At 39.9% G+C, this 17,518-nt stretch carries 15 protein-coding genes, 2 tRNA genes and 1 riboswitch; of the genes, 5 read left to right on the forward strand and 12 right to left on the reverse strand.

The features are described from left to right. Positions 1-39: 39 nt before the first annotated feature. The 3 genes from MZHIL_RS03840 to MZHIL_RS03850 are packed head-to-tail and all read left to right on the forward strand — an operon-like array spanning position 40 to position 4,562. A complete protein-coding gene (locus tag MZHIL_RS03840) occupies positions 40-1,563 on the forward strand; it encodes a replication factor C large subunit (RefSeq protein ID WP_013898059.1) in 1,524 nt (507 codons plus the stop codon). A 15-nt stretch (positions 1,564-1,578) separates the two neighbouring features. Beyond that, on the forward strand, positions 1,579-3,444 hold the full coding sequence (locus MZHIL_RS03845; RefSeq protein WP_013898060.1) for a DNA topoisomerase VI subunit B: 1,866 nt from the start codon (positions 1,579-1,581) through the stop codon (positions 3,442-3,444). After that, entirely contained in the window at positions 3,441-4,562 is a 1,122-nt protein-coding gene (locus MZHIL_RS03850) for a DNA topoisomerase IV subunit A (protein ID WP_013898061.1), read from the forward strand. Before MZHIL_RS03845 ends, MZHIL_RS03850 begins: the two co-directional genes overlap by 4 nt. A gap of 117 nt (positions 4,563-4,679) precedes the next feature. Here MZHIL_RS03850 and MZHIL_RS03855 read toward each other — a convergent pair. The 3 genes from MZHIL_RS03855 to amrS form a co-directional block, all read right to left on the reverse strand. Further along, positions 4,680-4,754: transfer RNA gene (locus tag MZHIL_RS03855), tRNA-Ile, on the reverse strand. A gap of 11 nt (positions 4,755-4,765) precedes the next feature. Beyond that, positions 4,766-4,838 (reverse strand) — tRNA-Asn (locus MZHIL_RS03860). A 140-nt stretch (positions 4,839-4,978) separates the two neighbouring features. Continuing rightward, positions 4,979-6,010, reverse strand: a complete 1,032-nt coding sequence (gene amrS / locus MZHIL_RS03865) for an AmmeMemoRadiSam system radical SAM enzyme (protein WP_013898062.1) — start codon at positions 6,008-6,010, stop codon at positions 4,979-4,981. A gap of 71 nt (positions 6,011-6,081) precedes the next feature. Here amrS and MZHIL_RS03870 point away from each other — a divergent pair, with 71 nt between their 5' ends. After that, positions 6,082-7,104, forward strand: a complete 1,023-nt coding sequence (locus MZHIL_RS03870; RefSeq protein WP_013898063.1) for a histone deacetylase family protein — start codon at positions 6,082-6,084, stop codon at positions 7,102-7,104. A gap of 15 nt (positions 7,105-7,119) precedes the next feature. Here MZHIL_RS03870 and MZHIL_RS03875 read toward each other — a convergent pair whose 3' ends face one another. From MZHIL_RS03875 to dph5, 5 genes are all read right to left on the reverse strand, one after another. Next, positions 7,120-8,025: a carbohydrate kinase family protein gene (locus tag MZHIL_RS03875; RefSeq protein WP_013898064.1), complete on the reverse strand. Its 906-nt coding sequence runs from the start codon at positions 8,023-8,025 to the stop codon at positions 7,120-7,122. 23 nt (positions 8,026-8,048) lie between these two features. Continuing rightward, positions 8,049-8,390, reverse strand: coding sequence for a DUF555 domain-containing protein (locus tag MZHIL_RS03880; protein ID WP_013898065.1), 342 nt, complete (start codon positions 8,388-8,390; stop codon positions 8,049-8,051). A 95-nt stretch (positions 8,391-8,485) separates the two neighbouring features. Continuing rightward, positions 8,486-8,767, reverse strand: a complete 282-nt coding sequence (locus MZHIL_RS03885) for a DUF357 domain-containing protein (protein ID WP_048815632.1) — start codon at positions 8,765-8,767, stop codon at positions 8,486-8,488. 39 nt (positions 8,768-8,806) lie between these two features. Next, a complete protein-coding gene (locus MZHIL_RS03890) occupies positions 8,807-10,447 on the reverse strand; it encodes a helicase HerA domain-containing protein (protein WP_013898067.1) in 1,641 nt (546 codons plus the stop codon). An 83-nt stretch (positions 10,448-10,530) separates the two neighbouring features. Next, positions 10,531-11,334 carry a diphthine synthase gene (gene dph5 / locus MZHIL_RS03895; protein WP_013898068.1) on the reverse strand — a complete coding sequence of 268 codons (804 nt, stop codon included), beginning with the start codon at positions 11,332-11,334 and terminating at the stop codon, positions 10,531-10,533. A gap of 160 nt (positions 11,335-11,494) precedes the next feature. Between dph5 and thsA the strand changes: the two genes are divergently transcribed. After that, positions 11,495-13,135 carry a thermosome subunit alpha gene (thsA, locus tag MZHIL_RS03900; RefSeq protein ID WP_013898069.1) on the forward strand — a complete coding sequence of 547 codons (1,641 nt, stop codon included), beginning with the start codon at positions 11,495-11,497 and terminating at the stop codon, positions 13,133-13,135. Between the two features lie 141 nt (positions 13,136-13,276). Here thsA and MZHIL_RS03905 read toward each other — a convergent pair whose 3' ends face one another. From MZHIL_RS03905 to MZHIL_RS03920, 4 genes are all read right to left on the reverse strand, one after another. Continuing rightward, positions 13,277-13,939: a S4 domain-containing protein gene (locus tag MZHIL_RS03905; protein ID WP_013898070.1), complete on the reverse strand. Its 663-nt coding sequence runs from the start codon at positions 13,937-13,939 to the stop codon at positions 13,277-13,279. Positions 13,940-13,955: 16 nt separating this feature from the next. After that, positions 13,956-15,044 (reverse strand): NADH:flavin oxidoreductase, encoded by a 1,089-nt coding sequence (locus MZHIL_RS03910; RefSeq protein ID WP_013898071.1) that lies wholly within the window; start codon positions 15,042-15,044, stop codon positions 13,956-13,958. 324 nt (positions 15,045-15,368) lie between these two features. Next, positions 15,369-16,388: a magnesium transporter gene (mgtE, locus tag MZHIL_RS03915; protein WP_048815471.1), complete on the reverse strand. Its 1,020-nt coding sequence runs from the start codon at positions 16,386-16,388 to the stop codon at positions 15,369-15,371. 173 nt (positions 16,389-16,561) lie between these two features. Beyond that, a riboswitch (M-box (ykoK) riboswitch) is annotated at positions 16,562-16,735 on the reverse strand. A 109-nt stretch (positions 16,736-16,844) separates the two neighbouring features. Next, on the reverse strand, positions 16,845-17,444 hold the full coding sequence (locus MZHIL_RS03920) for an adenosylcobinamide amidohydrolase (protein ID WP_013898073.1): 600 nt from the start codon (positions 17,442-17,444) through the stop codon (positions 16,845-16,847). Positions 17,445-17,518: the final 74 nt, after the last annotated feature.

Below are 17,518 nucleotides of genomic sequence, written 5' to 3' on the forward strand. Positions count from 1 at the left end.
CAAACATTAATTAATTTTCCCTTTTATGAGTAATACAAGATGACGCATATAGGTGAATGGGCTGAGAAGTACCGTCCTGGATCCCTTTCTGAAATAGTGGGAAATAAGAAGGCAGTTGAAAATCTGCAAGAATGGGCTCAAAAATGGACATACACAATTCCTGAAAAACGTGCCGTTATACTTGCTGGAAGGGCAGGTATTGGTAAAACATCTGCAGCACACGCACTTGCAAATGATTTTGGCTGGGAAATAATAGAACTTAATGCAAGTGACAAGAGAACGGCAGATGCTGTTGAAAGAGTTGCAGGTTCTGCTTCAAAAATGCATTCTCTGGATGGAAGTACATCCCGCAGACTGATAATTCTGGATGAAGCAGATAATCTGCATGGCAGCAGTGACAGAGGGGGTACACGCGCCATAGGGAATATCATTAAAAGAACAAAGCAGCCAATAGTCCTGATTGCAAATGACCTTTACGGAATATCTTCTACTGTTCGCTCCAATTCTCTGGAAATAAAGTTCAATTCTATTCAGAGCAGGTCAATGGTTCCAGCACTTAAGAAGATCTGTCGTGAAGAAGGTATTATGTGTGGTGTAGGAGTACTTGAGAAAATCGCAGAAAATGCAGATGGTGACCTTAGAAGTGCAGTAAATGATCTCCAGGCAGTTTCAATGGGTAGAGATGAAATATATATTGAAGATATAGCTACTTCCCAGAGAGATACTCAGGGGTCTATATTCAAAGTGCTTCCAAAGATCTTCAAAGGCACTGATCCAAAAAAAGCATATGAGGCAACATATAGCCTTGATGAAAGTCCTGAAGACCTGGTACACTGGATAGATGAAAACCTGCTTTATCAGTATTCAGGAAAGGAAGGAATTGTCAATGAAGACATAAAGAACGGGTATGGTTACCTGGCGCGGGCTGATCTATATCTTGGTCGTGTAAAGAAAAGGCAGAATTATCGTTTGTGGAGATATGCAGGTATGCTCATGACCGGTGGAATTGCTATATCCCGGACCCAGCAAAAAGGAGGTTTTGTGAGATACCAGCCCCCTTCTTTATGGCGAAGGCTTGGTCAGCTAAAGGCAAAAAGGAATCTTCGTGATAATCTATCTGTCAAAATTGCAGCGCATTGCCATGAGTCAACAAGATATTCCCGTTCCAATCTCATTCCTGTCTATCGCCAGCTTTTAAAAGATGATAATTACTCAGTTGACTCCGCGGTGAACCTGGACCTGAGCGTAGATGAGATCCTCTATCTCACAGGAGGACGAACCGTTACAAAAAAAATCCAGAAGATACACGAACTTGCACAGGATCGCATCAGAGAAACAATATCTCATGATATTGAATTTTATACTTCTCCAAGAAAAGGCTCAGCCAGTGCAAATAAGGGTCTCGAAGAGTTTGCCGCCAGCAGTGATCCAGGATCGTCTTCATCTACAATAGACAGTAATGATGCAACAGACGGGAATGATAATAATAGGCCGGAATCTGAAAAATCAAAAGGATCATCTGAAAAGAAAGGAAAACCTCAAAGAACATTATTTGACTTTTGAAAAAAAGGAATTAATATGAGCTCTTTAATTGCAGAAGAACTTGCCAAAAAACAGAAATCGATCAGTGTTGCAGAGTTTTTTGAGAAAAACAGACAGATACTGGGATTTGATTCTGCTCCACGCAGTCTGATAACCACCATCAAGGAAGCTGTGGATAATTCCCTTGATGCCTGTGAGGAAGCCGAACTCCTGCCAAATATCATGGTTCAGGTCGAACGTGCTGGAAAGGATAATCTGAGAGTTATAATTGAAGACAATGGGCCGGGTATTGTCAGGGAACAGATACCAAAAGTATTTGCAAAGCTTCTTTATGGATCCCGCTTTCATTCTCTCAAACAAAGTCGTGGTCAGCAAGGTATAGGGATATCAGCTTCGGTTCTTTATGCACAGCTGACTTCAGGCCAGCCAACAAAAATAATCTCTAAGATAGGATCTGATTCTCCAGCACACTATTATGAACTGATGATCAATACAGGCACAAACGATCCAGAAATATTCAGGGATGATATTATTGAATGGGATCGTTCTCAGGGAACTCGTATTGAATTGGAAATGGCAGCTTCATATGTTAAGGGTAGAAGACAGTCAGTCTATGAATACCTTAAAGCAACAGCTATTGTTAATCCACATGCACGGATAACTCTGGTCGAACCGGACGGCAATGAGGAAATATTCGAACGTGTAACGGATAAGCTGCCGGCTACTGCAAAAGAAATACTTCCCCATCCCCATGGGATTGAACTTGGCACCCTTATGAGAATGCTCCGGTATACTGATAGACAGAAACTTGGAGCATTCCTGAGATATTCATTCTCTAAAATCGGGCATCTGACGGCAGAAGAAATATGCAAGGCATCTGGTCTCGATTTTGATCAGGATCCTCATAATATATCCCGGGACCAGGCAAAAAAGATTCTTGACGCATTCAAAACTGTAAAAATAATGTCACCTCCAACAGACTGTCTGTCCCCCATTGGTGAGAATCTGATCTATAAAGGACTGCAAAAAGAACTGGATGTGGATCTTATTGCTACCACAACCCGCGCCCCTTCAGTATATTCCGGGAATCCATTTGTGATTGAGGTGGGGATTGCGTATGGTGGCAAGCTGCAAAAAGATGACCGCATAGAGATCACACGCTTTGCAAATCGTGTGCCATTGCTGTATCAGCAGGGTGCCTGTGTAACCACCCGGGCTATTGAATCAATAAAATGGAAGCAATACGGCCTCAGTCAGCCAGGAGGGGGATTGCCTGTAGGTCCGGTTGTACTGCTGGTGCATGTAGCATCTACGAATGTACCGTTTACTTCAGAATCCAAGGATGCGGTTGCAGAGATTCCTGAGATACAGAATGAAGTTGAACTTGCTCTAAAAGAGGTTGCCAGAAAGCTCAATCGTTTTCTCAAAAAACAGGGTTCCCTTAAAAAAAGGCGTCAGAAGGAAATTATAATTACGAAAGTGCTTCCCAGGATGGCCGAAAAACTGGCTGACACACTTGATCGTGAGGTTCCTGATATTGATCCAGTGGTGGCAAAAATCATGGGAAATGTACTTGTTCACAGGCATTTACAGCGTAAGGATAACGGCAAGGTGGATGTTGCAATAAAGATAAAAAATTTTGGATCCAAATCATATGAATTTACATTGCATGAGATGCTTGCTTATGAAATTCAGGATCCAACTCCTGATCCCAGGATTGTCAGCATGGGTAATGAGTTCGACTATATATGGAATATTAATATAGCTGCACAGGAGACTAAAGTTCTTACCTATTCACTCACATTTGTGGAAGAAAATGATATACAGAAAATGCCTGATATAATAGTTGAAGGCATGGAACAGGAACTGGTAACCGGTGCTAAAACAGTCAAGGGGTTATGAAAATGGGTACTGATATTTCAAAAAAAAGGGCAGAGCATGATGCCATTGCAAAAAGGCATATTATTGCGGTGGTCGACTCATTATATCAGCAGTTTACGGATGGTACAATTCCAAAGATCCTGATGCCAAGCCGTACCAAGAAGAACATTGAGTATGATGAGGGAAGTGATGTATGGGTCTATGGAGACAGGGAAAGTGAGAGAAGTGCCAAGACTGTAAAAGGTGCTTTTCAATTGCTTAAAACCACTCATACTGTTGATTTTCTCCTGAAGAATCATCTGTCACAGAATCGTGGTTCAACTCTCAGGGAATTGTACTATATTTCTGAGAACTGGGATGTTGCAAAGTTTAGAGAACAGCCTGAAAGTGATCGTCTGATCGAGGATCTTGAGATCATTACAGGTCTTCAGAGGGAATATTTCCACATGCGTCCTGAAGAGGACGGTGCTACAATGTTTGGGCCTATAAAGATCCACGAGGAAACAAAAAGGGGAACGCGCATAATTCATTGTCAGGAAGATATAGGAGAAAGTGGTTATCAGATCCCGTTTAATGTGGAAAACATCAATTTCTTGGATCATGATGCAGACTTTATCATTGCTATAGAGACTGGTGGTATGTACGCAAGGCTGATTGAGAATGGGTTTGATGAGAAATACAATGCCATACTTGTTCATCTGAAGGGACAGCCTGCCCGTTCGACAAGACGGCTTATCAAAAGGATGAATGATGAACTGGGAATTCCTGTTGCCGTATTTACTGATGGAGATCCATGGTCATACAGAATCTATGCATCAATTGCATATGGAGCAATCAAAAGTGCTCACCTTTCGGAATTCATGGCAACCCCCAGTGCTAAGTTTGTTGGGGTCCAGCCATCTGATATAGTTGAATATGAACTCTCAACCGATAAACTGACTGAAAAAGATATAAGTGCTCTTAGAAGCGAATTGTCAGATCCCAGATTTGAAACGGATTACTGGAAGGAACAGATCAATCTCCAGCTGGAAATACAGAAGAAAGCTGAACAGCAGGCTTTTGCCGGTAAAGGACTTGACTTTGTAACTGATGTATACCTGCCTGAAAGACTCGCTGATATTGGGATAATCAGGAAATGATCTCCTCAAATTGATCAAGAAAACACGAAGTAGACAGACACACTTTTTCTATTTTTCCTTATTGCTATACAGAAGGTCTGTAGAATAGAAATAACAGGCTTTGATAAAAATATTCAATGGGCCTAACCGGATTTGAACCGGTGATCACTCGGTTATGAGCCGAGCGCTCTAACCTGACTAAGCTATAGGCCCTCTAAAAAAGACGCCGCCAACAGGACTCGAACCTGTGACAATCTGGTTAACAGCCAGACACTCTACCAACTGAGTTATGGCGGCTCACGCACATATACTTAAACGCGAAATGTCTAAACGTATTGATTACATTTATAGTTTTTGTTTATTATCGATGTCAACTAACTGTTAAAATGGACAAAACCATTTAGCTTTGTCCATTGAGTATGTTTCTGTTTATGCTCTTATATCTCCGTTCCCATTCCTGTTATTGGAATTGAAGCTCCACATGCTGAACATTTTTTATCTGATGTAATATCATATTTTTCAATACTAAAGAATCCTCTTTTGATCAGCATTTTTCCACATTCTGGACAGAACGTATTTTCATACTTATTTCCAGGCACATTTCCAATATAGACAAATCTCAACCCCTCCTGTGTCGCTATTTCGTGTGCTTTCTCAAGTGTTTTCAGGGGGGTTGGTTCAACATTTGTCATCTTGTAATAGGGTTGGAATCGTGAGAAATGCAGTGGAGTATCCGGCCCAAGATTATCATGGACCCATCTGGAAAGCTGATGCAGTTCATTTTCTGAATCATTGTATGTTGGAATAATAAGGGTTGTTACTTCTATATGCAGTCCAAGTTCTTTTGCAGTTTTTGAAGCTTCAAGCACAGGCTCAAGCTTTGCACTGGCTATATCTCTGTAAAACTTATCTGTAAATCCTTTGATGTCAACACTGAATGCATCAAGATATGGAGATATATCTTTCAGTGCTTCCGGAGTTATATAGCCGTTTGTCACATAAACGGTGGCAAGCCCTTTATCCTTTGCTATTTTTGCAGAGTCGTAGGTGTATTCATGCCAGATCGTAGGCTCGTTGTATGTCCAGGAAATACTCTCTGCCTGTGATCCGATAGCTCTTGAAACAGCTTCCTGAGGAGTCATCTCCATTGTATATTTCCGGCTTTCATCGACATTCATTCTGGCAATTCTCCAGTTTTGACAATGCTTGCATCTAAAATTACATCCTATAGTTCCAAGTGAATACGAAAAAGAGCCTGGATAGAAATGAAATAGTGGCTTTTTTTCAATTGGGTCAACAGCTTCACTTGAAACTGTATTGTATATCAGACTGTATAATCTCCCCTCCCGGTTTTCCCGTACCATACAGAATCCGCGCTTTCCGGGTGCAATGGTACATCGATGACTGCATAAATTGCAGGCAACTCTTTTATTATCAAGATTTTCATAGAGCATTGCTTCTTTGATCAATTAAATCCCCCATAAAAAGGATTGTACTCATTAGTAATAAAACTTAATCACTAGAAGGATAATCAATCTTTATGGTCTACATTATCTATCATCCTGATTCTCTTAAGCATAACACTGGCTGGCACCCCGAATCTGCATCTCGGTTAAAGGCAATTATGGACAAACTTGAGGAAAACGGGATATTTGAAGATAATCCACTGGTTATTCCTCAATACGCTGATCTATCCCTGATTGAAAATGTACATGACCTTGATTACATAAAATCTGTTGAAGAACATTGCATGAGAGAGATTCCATTAGATCCGGATACCGTTGTTTCCCGGGATTCATTTAATGCAGCTCTTGCCTCAGCTGGTGGTGCGGTAAAAGCTACCGAACTTGTGCTTGATGAAGGTTTGGCATTTGCATTGACCCGCCCACCAGGGCACCATGCAGGTTACAGAAAAGCTCGCGGATTTTGCCTGTTCAACAATATTGCTATTGCAGCAAGGTATGCACAATCTCGTGGATTTGAAAGAATTCTTATTGTGGACTGGGATGTTCATCATGGTAACGGTACACAGGAAATTTTCTATTCTGATCCAGGTGTACTGTATTTTTCAACCCATCTTTATCCATGGTTTCCAGGAACAGGATGGCTGGATGAGATCGGAGATGGTGATGCGCAGGGATTTAACATAAATGTACCACTACCACCTGGTTTAAACAATTCTGACTATATATACATATTTAAAAAGCTTCTTTTACCGATATCACTCCAATTTGATCCACAGATGATTATGGTTTCTGCAGGCATGGATTCATATTCCAGGGATCCTTTAGGGAACATGAATATAACTTCAGAGGGTTTTGGTGAACTTGCATCGATTGTCAGTTATATTGCATCAAAGACCTGTAACCGGATGGTGCTCGTGCTGGAAGGAGGATACATAGAAGAGGATCTTGCAAAATCTGTTCACAGAATCATCATTTCGCTGAATAATCAAAAAAGGATATCTTCAACAGATGGTCTCAATAGCAATGTATCACCAGAAGTTATTGAAAGGGTAAGGTTGGTAACTTCAATCCAGAAAAAATGGTGGAAGATCATTTAAAGCAAAGAAATTGAATTATGACTTATCTGGCTCTACAAGAGGTCCAAAACAAGTTTCAAATCTATGCTTCATTTGAGTCCAGGTAGGAAGGGATGTTTGACATCCGACAGACTCTACGACAAAGGAAGCTACTGTAGATCCTATCCTTCCACAGATCTCCAGAGGGTACCCTTCGGTATAGGCAACGAGAAAACCTGCTCTGTATCCGTCCCCGGCACCGGTTGGATCCGCAGCCTCGACTTCTACTACAGGTATCTGGTATTCTTTATCATCCATGTATACGACGCTTCCCCGGGAGTCATAGGTCACAATGACCACATCGACCATATTTTTAATATCTTCAAAAGATACATTCAAGATATTACATACTCTCTGTATCTCGTGCCTGTTGGAGAATAGGATATTTGTGTTTTCGAGTATTGTTCTCAGCCGGTCTTCTGAATAGGTAACAAGATCCTGCCCCGGATCAAATGATACAAATTTTGCCTTTTTTGCGATTCTTGAATTGAATACGGAATCTGCAGTGGCCAGATGGACAAAATCTACGCAAGGTGGTTCAAGTTCAGGAAATTTCCGGGATGCTCCCCAATGAAAATACGTACACTGATTATGCTCCTTATCGGTATAGACAAAGGCACTGGTGTTCTTTTCTCCTTCTATTGTATACATTAGTGACAGGTCTACACCTATATCCCTGAGATGGATTTCGTAGTCAGATCCCTCAAAATCCGGACCAACAGCTGAAATTAACTGACTTCTACCGCCAAGAGCTGCAATGGCAGCTGCCACATTGGCTGCACCTCCGCCATAAAATGTATTATAGTCTATGATTGGATATGATTCATTGGGGCCTGCTATTTTTTCAACACTGAACAGATAATCCAGTGAAGTATGGCCAACAACAGATATTTTGTCATGCATCAGACGTTCCTCATAATAAGGTCTTATTCAAACTCCACAACATCCACAACATTTAGGGGTACATCCCTTAGCGCTTTTCCAACAACGGACTTTGCTATTCTTGATGCATGTTCCTCGCTCTCAGCGTCAAATACTTTCATCTCCAGTGCAAGCCCTACAATGGCAGTATTTGCAGCAAGGAAAACACTGCTGAAAGGTTCTCCACATGCCGGGCATGTTGTTGTACCTACATCAACTTCTACAAAATCCAGTTTTGGATTCAATCTTTTTCCAGCTTCTGCGATTGCTACGCCTATAGCATCATCAGCTGATTTCACATCCCGTACCAACCAGGCAGCTTCAAGTGTAACATGGTAATTTGGCATATCATTCTCTCCGTTTGTGCGTGAATACTTCTTGTCTGTATATTAGTTTATATGTCTGTGATCTATATTATTTGTAGCAGATCTCTATTGAGGCTTTAAATAGTAAACAGGCTGTCGTCATCAACATCAAAAAGACCAAGCCTTGCACCTGAATCCAGCCAGGCATGTCCGTAGCTAAAGCAGACGAGGGCATTTACTAAATCATTTATCTGCATAAAATGTTTACCGTCTTTATAGTAGGAAAGGGCCATTGTATAAAAATCTTCAGCAACATTGTGCAGGTGTGATTTTTCTATGGGTGCATAGTCTGCCTTTTCAAGTGCTGAATTTAGAAGCTTTTCATACCGGTTAACTTTTTCGGCCAGTTCAGCAGCCAATTTATCACCATGATCCATATATGATTTGAAAATTAAACATCATCTGTTAGCTCCGAATATTTTCTTGAAAAGTCCTCCCTCATTATCTCCTGAGCTGCGTGAAGGTTTTCTTTTTGGAGGTGGATTAGGCACTTTTTCTGTGTTTTCAGAAAGTGCTTCCAGGGGAGGGGGTGATGTTTCAGGAGGAGTGTAAGTTGTCTTTTTATCTGCATTGAATGCCCCTTTAACAACATCCACAGATTCCCCTCCATGTTTTGTTTTCCTTATCCTAACATCAATAAGTATAGGCCTTTCAATATCATTGCTCACCAGCATTGCTACACCGGGAGGAAGTCTTTTTAACTCTTCTTCTACATAGGAGTTTACCCCTTCAAGACCTTTGCTTATAGATTTAAGGTCATTGGGATTTGTTACTTTCATGATGATCTGGGTTCCACATTGAGATAGTACATTCTTATCAATTCTTGCAGGTCTTTGCGAAATCACCATCAAGCCCAGTCCAAATTTTCTTCCTTCAGAGGCAATGGTTCTAAGTATCTCCGAACTTGGAGTTTTGCTGAATCCCCTTTCTGGAGCAAAATTATGTGCTTCCTCTACAACAAGCATTGCTGGAGGTATTCTGTTCAATTTGCGAGCCTCAAACATAGAAGAACATAACTGGGATACTATCATTCCCTGCATTGTGGGTGTAACACCTTTAAAATCAATTATTGAAGCTTTCCCCTTTTGTATAAGTTCATCAATGGTCGTTGGGTTGGTTGATAGTATTTCACTCTCTTTGATCTCTTCAAGGTAGTTAACAACATTCCACCTTGCTTTGCTCTCATTATTTGCAACTTCAAAGATGATATCCTCAAGAGTATATGTTTCCATTTCTGAGCGGACTTTCTGTATAGATTCATAGAGTATTCCAGTATGTGTACTTGTGGAATTTTCAGGAAATATAGCTGTAATATCCTTCACACTCAGATTCATGCCGTTTAACCTGAACACCTCATCAGCATCAGGGTTTATTGCCATGTTTGCTGGTGTATATACTTTTATCCGGGATCCGTAACCCTTTGAGGATACTCTATATTTTTTCTGATCTGCTGTATTGATCGATCCTTCATTTTTCAGGGACGCATATTCACTATGTGGATCTATTATCAGAAGTGGAATTTTTTTATCAAGCAGTTCTTCCAGAAGTACGCTGGCTGTGTATGATTTACCACTTCCTGTTTTTGCCAGTATACTGCAGTGTTTCTGCACCAGGCTGTTGATGCTCAGATTAACAGGGACATCAGTACCATCAAGCAGACCAATATACATATCCTTACCGGACAGTCCAAGAACAGAGCAAATCAGGTTTTCATCTGCTTTATATACCTTGTCTCCCGGACTGAATGGTATTGCTGGAGCTTTGAGGAGTCCGTTCTTATTTCTGCTACCTATGACTGTCACATCGCCTATGATGTGTTCCTCGTTCCTATCTGGCTTCTTACCACTTTTAGCCTCTTCAAAAGAATAGGTATCGCTGGATCTTATAAGGGATACAACCTGTGCAAGTACCCATCCATCGGTCTCGTGCCATATTTTTATATAATCTCCTCTCCTAACGGCGGTACTTTCAGATACCAGAAATTTAAAATCAAGTGTACCGGTCTTTCCGACAATAACTCCAACTGAATCCTTTACCATTTTTTTACACTCACATTATGGATAATTATGACATAAATGATTCTTATCCGAACAGTCATACTATTGAATAGCTTTTGTATTTATTATTTTTCAATGGATTCCAGAATTTCCTCTGGTGCGCCTGCAAGTTTTACAAGTGCTTCTGCTTCTACAAAGTGAAGAGATGCCGGTACTAGGAGAATGTGCAGAGGATGTCCAAAATCAAAATCAAGAAGTTTTTCTGCAAAATCACATTTTACAGCAGGAATTTCAGATCCTGCTCTTGCAATTCCGATGACCAGTCTGTTCTTCATTACACCTTCATTTCTTGATTTTTCTACCTGGAGCAGTACTTCAAGAGCATCGGGGATTTTCATGAATCCCTTTTCTACATCTATATCAAGAAACACCATTGTGTGCAGTCCTGCTATGGTATTGGCTCTTATTGTATCGTAAGGGGTATGGGAGATCACTTCTTTTCCACGGCTGCTTATATATGGGTAAGGGACAGTTGCAGCTTTTCCAAAACGATAGTTCTGCAGACCTGATAGCCCGCATGCTGCAGATGATATAGATGCTCCATGTATCAATTTTGTATCTATCCCCATGTCATGTGCACGGATACGAAGATCAACATGGGTTGTAGAGACCATTGTATCTCCACCGGTCAGAAAAACAATATCTTCATGCATTGCACTTTCAAGCCACTCGGGGTTGTTTTCTATATCCTCTCTGGAAAGCAGATGAATTCTGGTACTGTATAAGCGTTCCATCTTTTCAATGCTGGTTCCAATAAGACATGAGGTGTAAAATTCAGCATACACTCTGTCAGCATTTTTAATTGCATCAAGTCCTTTCAGTGAAATATCTTTTTCATCAAAGAGTCCAAGTCCTACAAAAGTGAGCATATACCTGATTTTTAGTTCACTGGCTTTTAAACCTTTTGAATCATATTGATAGAAAAACTTCGAAACCTATTTATAGAACCACTAACAGTTAGTTTCAAATTATAAATTTGTAAATAATTAGGTGCTATGTGCATCTATAACTTCAGGAGGTATTGATCAAATGGCAACAAACTACAATCATGGCGGACAGCCAGTTTACATAATGGGCAGTAACAGGGAGCAGACAAAAGGAAGAGACGCTGTGTCAATGAACATCCGGGCAGCAAAGGCAGTTTCAGATCTGGTAAAATCAACACTTGGTCCAATAAGTATGGATAAGATGCTTGTAAACCCGATTGGTGATATCATCATTACAAATGATGGGGCAACAATTCTGGATGAAATGGACATTGAACATCCAACAGCAAAAATGATCGTTGAGGTTGCCCGCACCCAGGACGATATTGCAGGTGATGGTACCACGAGTGCTGCGGTACTTGCCGGAACACTCCTTGAAAAAGCCCAGGAACTTATGGAAAAAGGAGTTCATGCAACAAGTATTCTTAAGGGGTATAGACTGGCAACAGAAAAGGCTATGCAGGCCCTTGATGAATATAAAATGACTATTGATCCCGCTGACAAAGAGGTTCTTAAGAACATTGCTGTCACTTCCATAACCGGTAAAGCATCTGAGAGTTACAGTGCTTTCATTTCAGGTATCTGTGTGGATGCGGTATTAGCTGTGCAGGATGATGGCAACGTAAATATTGATGATGACATCCTCATTGTTCATGATAAGGGGCAGAAAATAACAGATAGTGAACTTGTAGAAGGAGTTGTATTAACTAAAAAATCTCTGCATCCCAATATGCCAAAGAGGATTGAGAATGCCAGAATTGCTCTTGTTGATTCTCCAATTGAAATTGAAAAGACAGGTACTACATCTAAAATAGAAATAAAGTCTGCAGACCAGATGGAAGCTTTCCTAAAAGAAGAAGATGAGAGCTTTAAAAAGATGGTCGATGCAATTGTCAGAAGTGGTGCAAATGCAGTGTTCTGCTCCAAAGGAATAGATGATCATGCAGTCCATTATCTCCAGAAGCATGGAATCTATGCAACACGCAGGGTTAAAGAATCTGAAATGAAGAGTCTCTCACGTGCTACCGGTGCACGTCTGGTGAAAAAGGTTCATGAAATTGATGAAAAGGATCTGGGCACAGCAGGCTTGCTTGAGCAGATAGGAGATTCTGATGATGCTAAAACCTTTGTAAAGGACTGTGAAAATGCCAGGACAGTTACTATTGTGCTCAGAGGCGGTACAGAACATGTGACTGAAAATATTGAAAGGGTATTTGATGATGCACTGCATGTTGTAGCATCAACTGTGGAAGATAGTGAAATTGTAGCAGGTGGAGGAGCATCTGAAATTGAAACTGCAGCTGTTCTTCGTTCCTATGCACCTACTGTTGGTGGAAGAGAACAGCTTGCAATCTCTGCATTTGCTGATTCAATTGAAATTCTTCCAAGAATCCTGGCAGAAAATGCCGGACTTGACGGTGTAAATATGCTCTTGAAACTCCGCTCAGATCATCATGAGATCAAGCACGCAGGCCTTGATGTATACACCGGTGAGGTTGTGAATATGCTTGACAGGGGGGTTGTTGATCCTCTCAGGGTAAAGAAGCAGGCGATAAAATCTGCATCAGAGGCAGCTGCAATGGTACTAAGGGTAGATGATGTGCTGCGTGCAGAGAAAAGGGATATGATGGATGTTAACCCTGAACATAATATCCATAATTACGATGCATCAGGAATGATGTGATCAAAAATAATCTGCAAAAAGTACAGGAAAGTGACGGTCACATCCCGTGTCTGTCACATATCATTTATTTTATTATAAGGTAATAACCCTTTTGAGGTAATTTTGATTTTAGTATTTTGTAAATCAGGATTCAAGCCCTGATCATTGATTATTCTTTTTTGCAACAATATACATTTCTTCTTTTTCTGATTCCAGAACATTCAGAATAGTAAAATCCATTGATACTATTTGATCAATTACTGGCTTTCTGCTAAGGCCATGGTTTATTTTTATGACCTGCACAAGTCTTCCTCCGGGTTTGAGCAGTGGAAATAATCTCGCGAGTATTTTAAGTGAGTCCGGAGGATCCAGGGTCAGATCACTCAAAATAATATCAACTTTTTCTGCTGAAAGAAGCTGAAGATCTACAGTAAAAGCATCTGCGAAAATAATGGACACATTTTCATTATCAGAAACTATTTTTTCAAGCTGAGGTTTAAAGTGCAGGCTATATTCAATACCCTGGATCTTTCTAACAATCTCTGATGCGAACAATAGAAACCCTCCAGCACTGGAACCAATATCCAGTGCCAGATCATCAGGTTGAAGTACATTTGTGATTTCCTGTATATGGGCAAGTTTGAAATAACCTTCTGGTCTGTCATACCCTTCATCTACTTCCACTGCATCTTCCTGCTTAACTAACTTTGAGGGTTTGGTAACTATTTGACCATTTATTCTAACATGTCCACCTTTTATTGCTTTTTTTGATCTTGTTCGAGATTCAAAATGATTCGTTTCAACCAGATAAGCATCAAGTCTCATTGTAATCTCCTGGTAATTATGTTTCATAGTTGCATTTTATGCCTTTATCATCAAAACACAGATTACAGGAAATACACTGTGCTTTCTCCTGACTATTATATTTTAATTTTTTTACAAGGTCAGGCTCTTTTATAAACGGTCGGCTCATTGATACCATATCTGCATATTCTTCATTGAGAATTTTATTCATAATTGACAGGGAACGTATCCCCCCAACCAGAATGATGGGTATACTGACTTCTTCTTTTATAGCGCGTGAATACCTTTTAAAATAAGCTTCTCTGGACCTGCTATTAATATGTGGCTGTGACATAATATCTCCGGCTTCAAATATTCCTCCACTGACCTCAATTGCACACGCTCCTGCTTTTTCCAGTTCCTTTGCAATCTCAATACACTCAGGCATATCAAGCGAATTGCTCACTTTAGCAGGATCAAAACCATCAGTAGCATTTAATTTTATCATAATGGGGTATTTTTTACCAATATCCTCATGTATTCTTTCAATAATCTCTGTGACTATACGTGTTCGGTTTTCGATAGAGCCTCCCCACTGGTCATTTCTTCTGTTTGTATAGGGAGATAAAAAATTACTCAGCAGGAATCCATGAGCACAGTGCAACTGAACTCCATCAAAACCCGCTATACTGGCTCTTCTGGCAGCTATTGCGAAATCATCAATCGTTTGATATATCTCATCTTCTGTCATTTCAAGCAGGGTATTAGTGGATGTGCTGTCCGGTACCTCTGATGGTGCTAATGCAGATTGATTCCCGCATGTTATCAATGACTGCCTTCCACCATGCACGATCTGAAGTATGATTTTGCTTTTATATTTATGCACTCTATCTGTTATCTCTCTATATGGCTGGATAAAGTGATCACTGTATATGGCCTGCTGATTATGAGCGCTTTTTCCTCTGGTATTTACATATGAATATCCTGTGATGATCAACCCAACATCATTTTTTGCAAGCTGTTCATAAATATTTCCTATATATGATGTGGGAGTACCGTCTTCTTCTGCAAGCCATTCATGGGTGGCAGACCTTACAAAACGATTATCTATAGTCAGACCGCATAGATTTATTGGTTCAAAGAGCATGCCTTAAAAGTAGTTTTAAACTTTTATATTCCTTTCTCCCCTTCTGGAAAATAAATATGTAAGGATTTGGTAAAATACTCAGAGTATCAGTATCAATAATTGTAGAGTAACAGTATCCTCTATATTGAATATACTTATTTAAAACAATTTTCATTTCTGAAGAATTTATGTGAGCGGGGTGGGGAGTGGGGGTTAATGGGGTGAAAAATAGATATTCCCGCTCACATGTTTCAACGAATATACAAATGAACATATATTATATAAAGATATCGGTCAATATATTTATTTATATTAAAAAATAAAAAAAGAATCAGCAGCATAAAATTAGATCAGAGCAGGAATAAATAATGCTGCAAGTCCAAAGTAAATGATCAGTGCTGTTACATCTTTAACTGTTGTTATCATAGGATCTGATACAGCTGCTGGATCATATCCTACTTTATTGACGATCCATGGAATTATAAACCCAATGATCGATGCAAGAAGGCATACACTCAGAAGAGTCAGAAAGATTACAATCGCTAGTTCTATCATACCCTGCCATAAATAGGCTACCAGCCCCCCAATGATTCCGACAACAAGCCCTATCATCAGTCCGACTTTCCCCTCTGAAATAAAATGCCTTATTGCATTCTTATCATCAATATGACCAACGGCTAACCCTCTGACAAATATAGTTGATGCCTGGGTCCCTACATTACCTCCCATGTCCATTATAACTGGAAGGAAGAATGCCAGTGCAATTACAGTTCCAAGGGTTGCTTCATATCCTTCAATTACAACTCCTGCAATAAGCCCTCCAGCCAGTGCGAACATAAGCCATGGAAGGCGTATTCTGAGAATATCAAAGGCAGATGATTCAAGTATAGCATAACTTCTGGAAACTTCTGCGTCGGAAAAGACCATACCTGCACTTTTGAATATGTCTTCAGAGGCTTCTTCTTCAACCACATCAAGCATCTCCTCTGAACGCACTACACCCACAAGCCTGTCATCCCAATTAACCACAGGAAGTGCGCGATATGGCAGATCTGACATTTCTCTTGCAGCGATTTCAACGTCTTCATCTTCTTTTAGAGTTATTATTGAGGTTTTCATCACTCTGGATACAGGAATATCTCCCCTGGCGTTTAACAGGTCACGAAGCGACATTACTCCGATGAGATGTCCATCATTATCTGTTACATACACATAATAAATGGTAGTTTCTTCAGCTTCTGGTCTATAATGGCGGAATTGAGATATGGTATCTTCTATAGTGTTCTCTTCATTTACTGCAAAATAAATCTCATCCATCACGTCTTTGACAAGATTAGCGTGAATGGTGTCATAATCTTCATCCATACAAACTCCTCCTAAATTTAGCTTATCAGAAGCATCTTGATGACAGTCGTTGATCAAAATGCTTTTTCCTGAAATGTTTTGACCAGAAGACAGAGACCTTATGGGAATGAAAGAAGGAAAGTGTATAGATATTTGTTTATGGTCAATAGGAATATTGTATAATATATTCCATCTGAACACTCTCCTCGTTCAGTTTTGGCACGATCGAACGTAGAATGGATCCTGCTCCATTCAGCTGAATTGGTAAAGCCTTAAGCCGACAATACCTGCTTTACCCATTGGCATCTCTCGATGTTTTTGGGCACCAGCCTGTGTTTCGAAAGTAACCTCACCCAACAAGGTGTTTTGAAATCTGTCCTGATATGATTTGCCAATACCGATATCCAACTATATATAATTATCGGGTAAAATTGCTGGAACAATTTATGATTTAATATTGTATATGGATATCATTAGTTATCTGTACTCCGGATGTGTTTTTCTGATACTTTCCTTTACACATTTGGTAACAGCTTTGGTGATCTTTGAACCAAAGTCAGTATAGCTGCCTGAATACTCAATATTTTGCAATTTCTTCTGAGCTACATTTTCAGTAGCAATAATTACAGCATCTGTTGTTGTTCCTAAAAAATCAAATCCCATGTCTATCAGGGCCTTACTTTTTGCCTCAGTTGCGGTTATGATCGCACCTGCCATAGCTCCCTCTGAAACATTCGCTCTGGCTACGATAATTATATTGATAGTTCCAATGGATTTTGTTCTAAAAGGAGAAGGATGTGTGATACCTGCAGTTACAAAAACAGTCATATATTCATCAATTTCAACACATAGATTATCCATATCAACAGCTGTTAGAAGTCCAAAATATGGCTCAATTATGTCATGTGAAGATGCAACAGAGTTGAGATATTCTTTAGGTAAAACGCGATCAAATTCAGATTCTACAGTATGATTGAAGAGACAATTTACTGCGCATCTCCCACCATTTATTCCCGTGCTTAAAGCTTCAAAATCACCATTAATTATAAGTGTTTCATTTTTTATAAAGTACTTCATTTACATTACCTCCATATCTTTTAACCTTATCAAAACTATTTATGAGTCATGAAACATACTATTAATAGAATTTG

The sequence above is a fragment of the Methanosalsum zhilinae DSM 4017 genome (assembly GCF_000217995.1).
Classification (GTDB): Archaea; Halobacteriota; Methanosarcinia; order Methanosarcinales; family Methanosarcinaceae; genus Methanosalsum; species Methanosalsum zhilinae.

Excerpts from the sequence above, each read along its gene's own strand:
- MZHIL_RS03840 (WP_013898059.1), top strand. The coding sequence starts at position 40 with ATGACGCATATAGGTGAATGGGCTGAGAAGTACCGTCCTGGATCCCTT.
- MZHIL_RS03845 (WP_013898060.1), top strand. The coding sequence starts at position 1,579 with ATGAGCTCTTTAATTGCAGAAGAACTTGCCAAAAAACAGAAATCGATC.
- MZHIL_RS03850 (WP_013898061.1), top strand. The coding sequence starts at position 3,441 with ATGAAAATGGGTACTGATATTTCAAAAAAAAGGGCAGAGCATGATGCC.
- MZHIL_RS03870 (WP_013898063.1), top strand. The coding sequence starts at position 6,082 with ATGGTCTACATTATCTATCATCCTGATTCTCTTAAGCATAACACTGGC.
- MZHIL_RS03875 (WP_013898064.1), bottom strand. The coding sequence starts at position 8,025 with ATGCATGACAAAATATCTGTTGTTGGCCATACTTCACTGGATTATCTG.
- MZHIL_RS03880 (WP_013898065.1), bottom strand. The coding sequence starts at position 8,390 with ATGCCAAATTACCATGTTACACTTGAAGCTGCCTGGTTGGTACGGGAT.
- MZHIL_RS03890 (WP_013898067.1), bottom strand. The coding sequence starts at position 10,447 with ATGGTAAAGGATTCAGTTGGAGTTATTGTCGGAAAGACCGGTACACTT.
- dph5 (WP_013898068.1), bottom strand. The coding sequence starts at position 11,334 with ATGCTCACTTTTGTAGGACTTGGACTCTTTGATGAAAAAGATATTTCA.
- thsA (WP_013898069.1), top strand. The coding sequence starts at position 11,495 with ATGGCAACAAACTACAATCATGGCGGACAGCCAGTTTACATAATGGGC.
- MZHIL_RS03905 (WP_013898070.1), bottom strand. The coding sequence starts at position 13,939 with ATGAGACTTGATGCTTATCTGGTTGAAACGAATCATTTTGAATCTCGA.
- MZHIL_RS03910 (WP_013898071.1), bottom strand. The coding sequence starts at position 15,044 with ATGCTCTTTGAACCAATAAATCTATGCGGTCTGACTATAGATAATCGT.
- mgtE (WP_048815471.1), bottom strand. The coding sequence starts at position 16,388 with ATGGATGAAGATTATGACACCATTCACGCTAATCTTGTCAAAGACGTG.
- MZHIL_RS03920 (WP_013898073.1), bottom strand. The coding sequence starts at position 17,444 with ATGAAGTACTTTATAAAAAATGAAACACTTATAATTAATGGTGATTTT.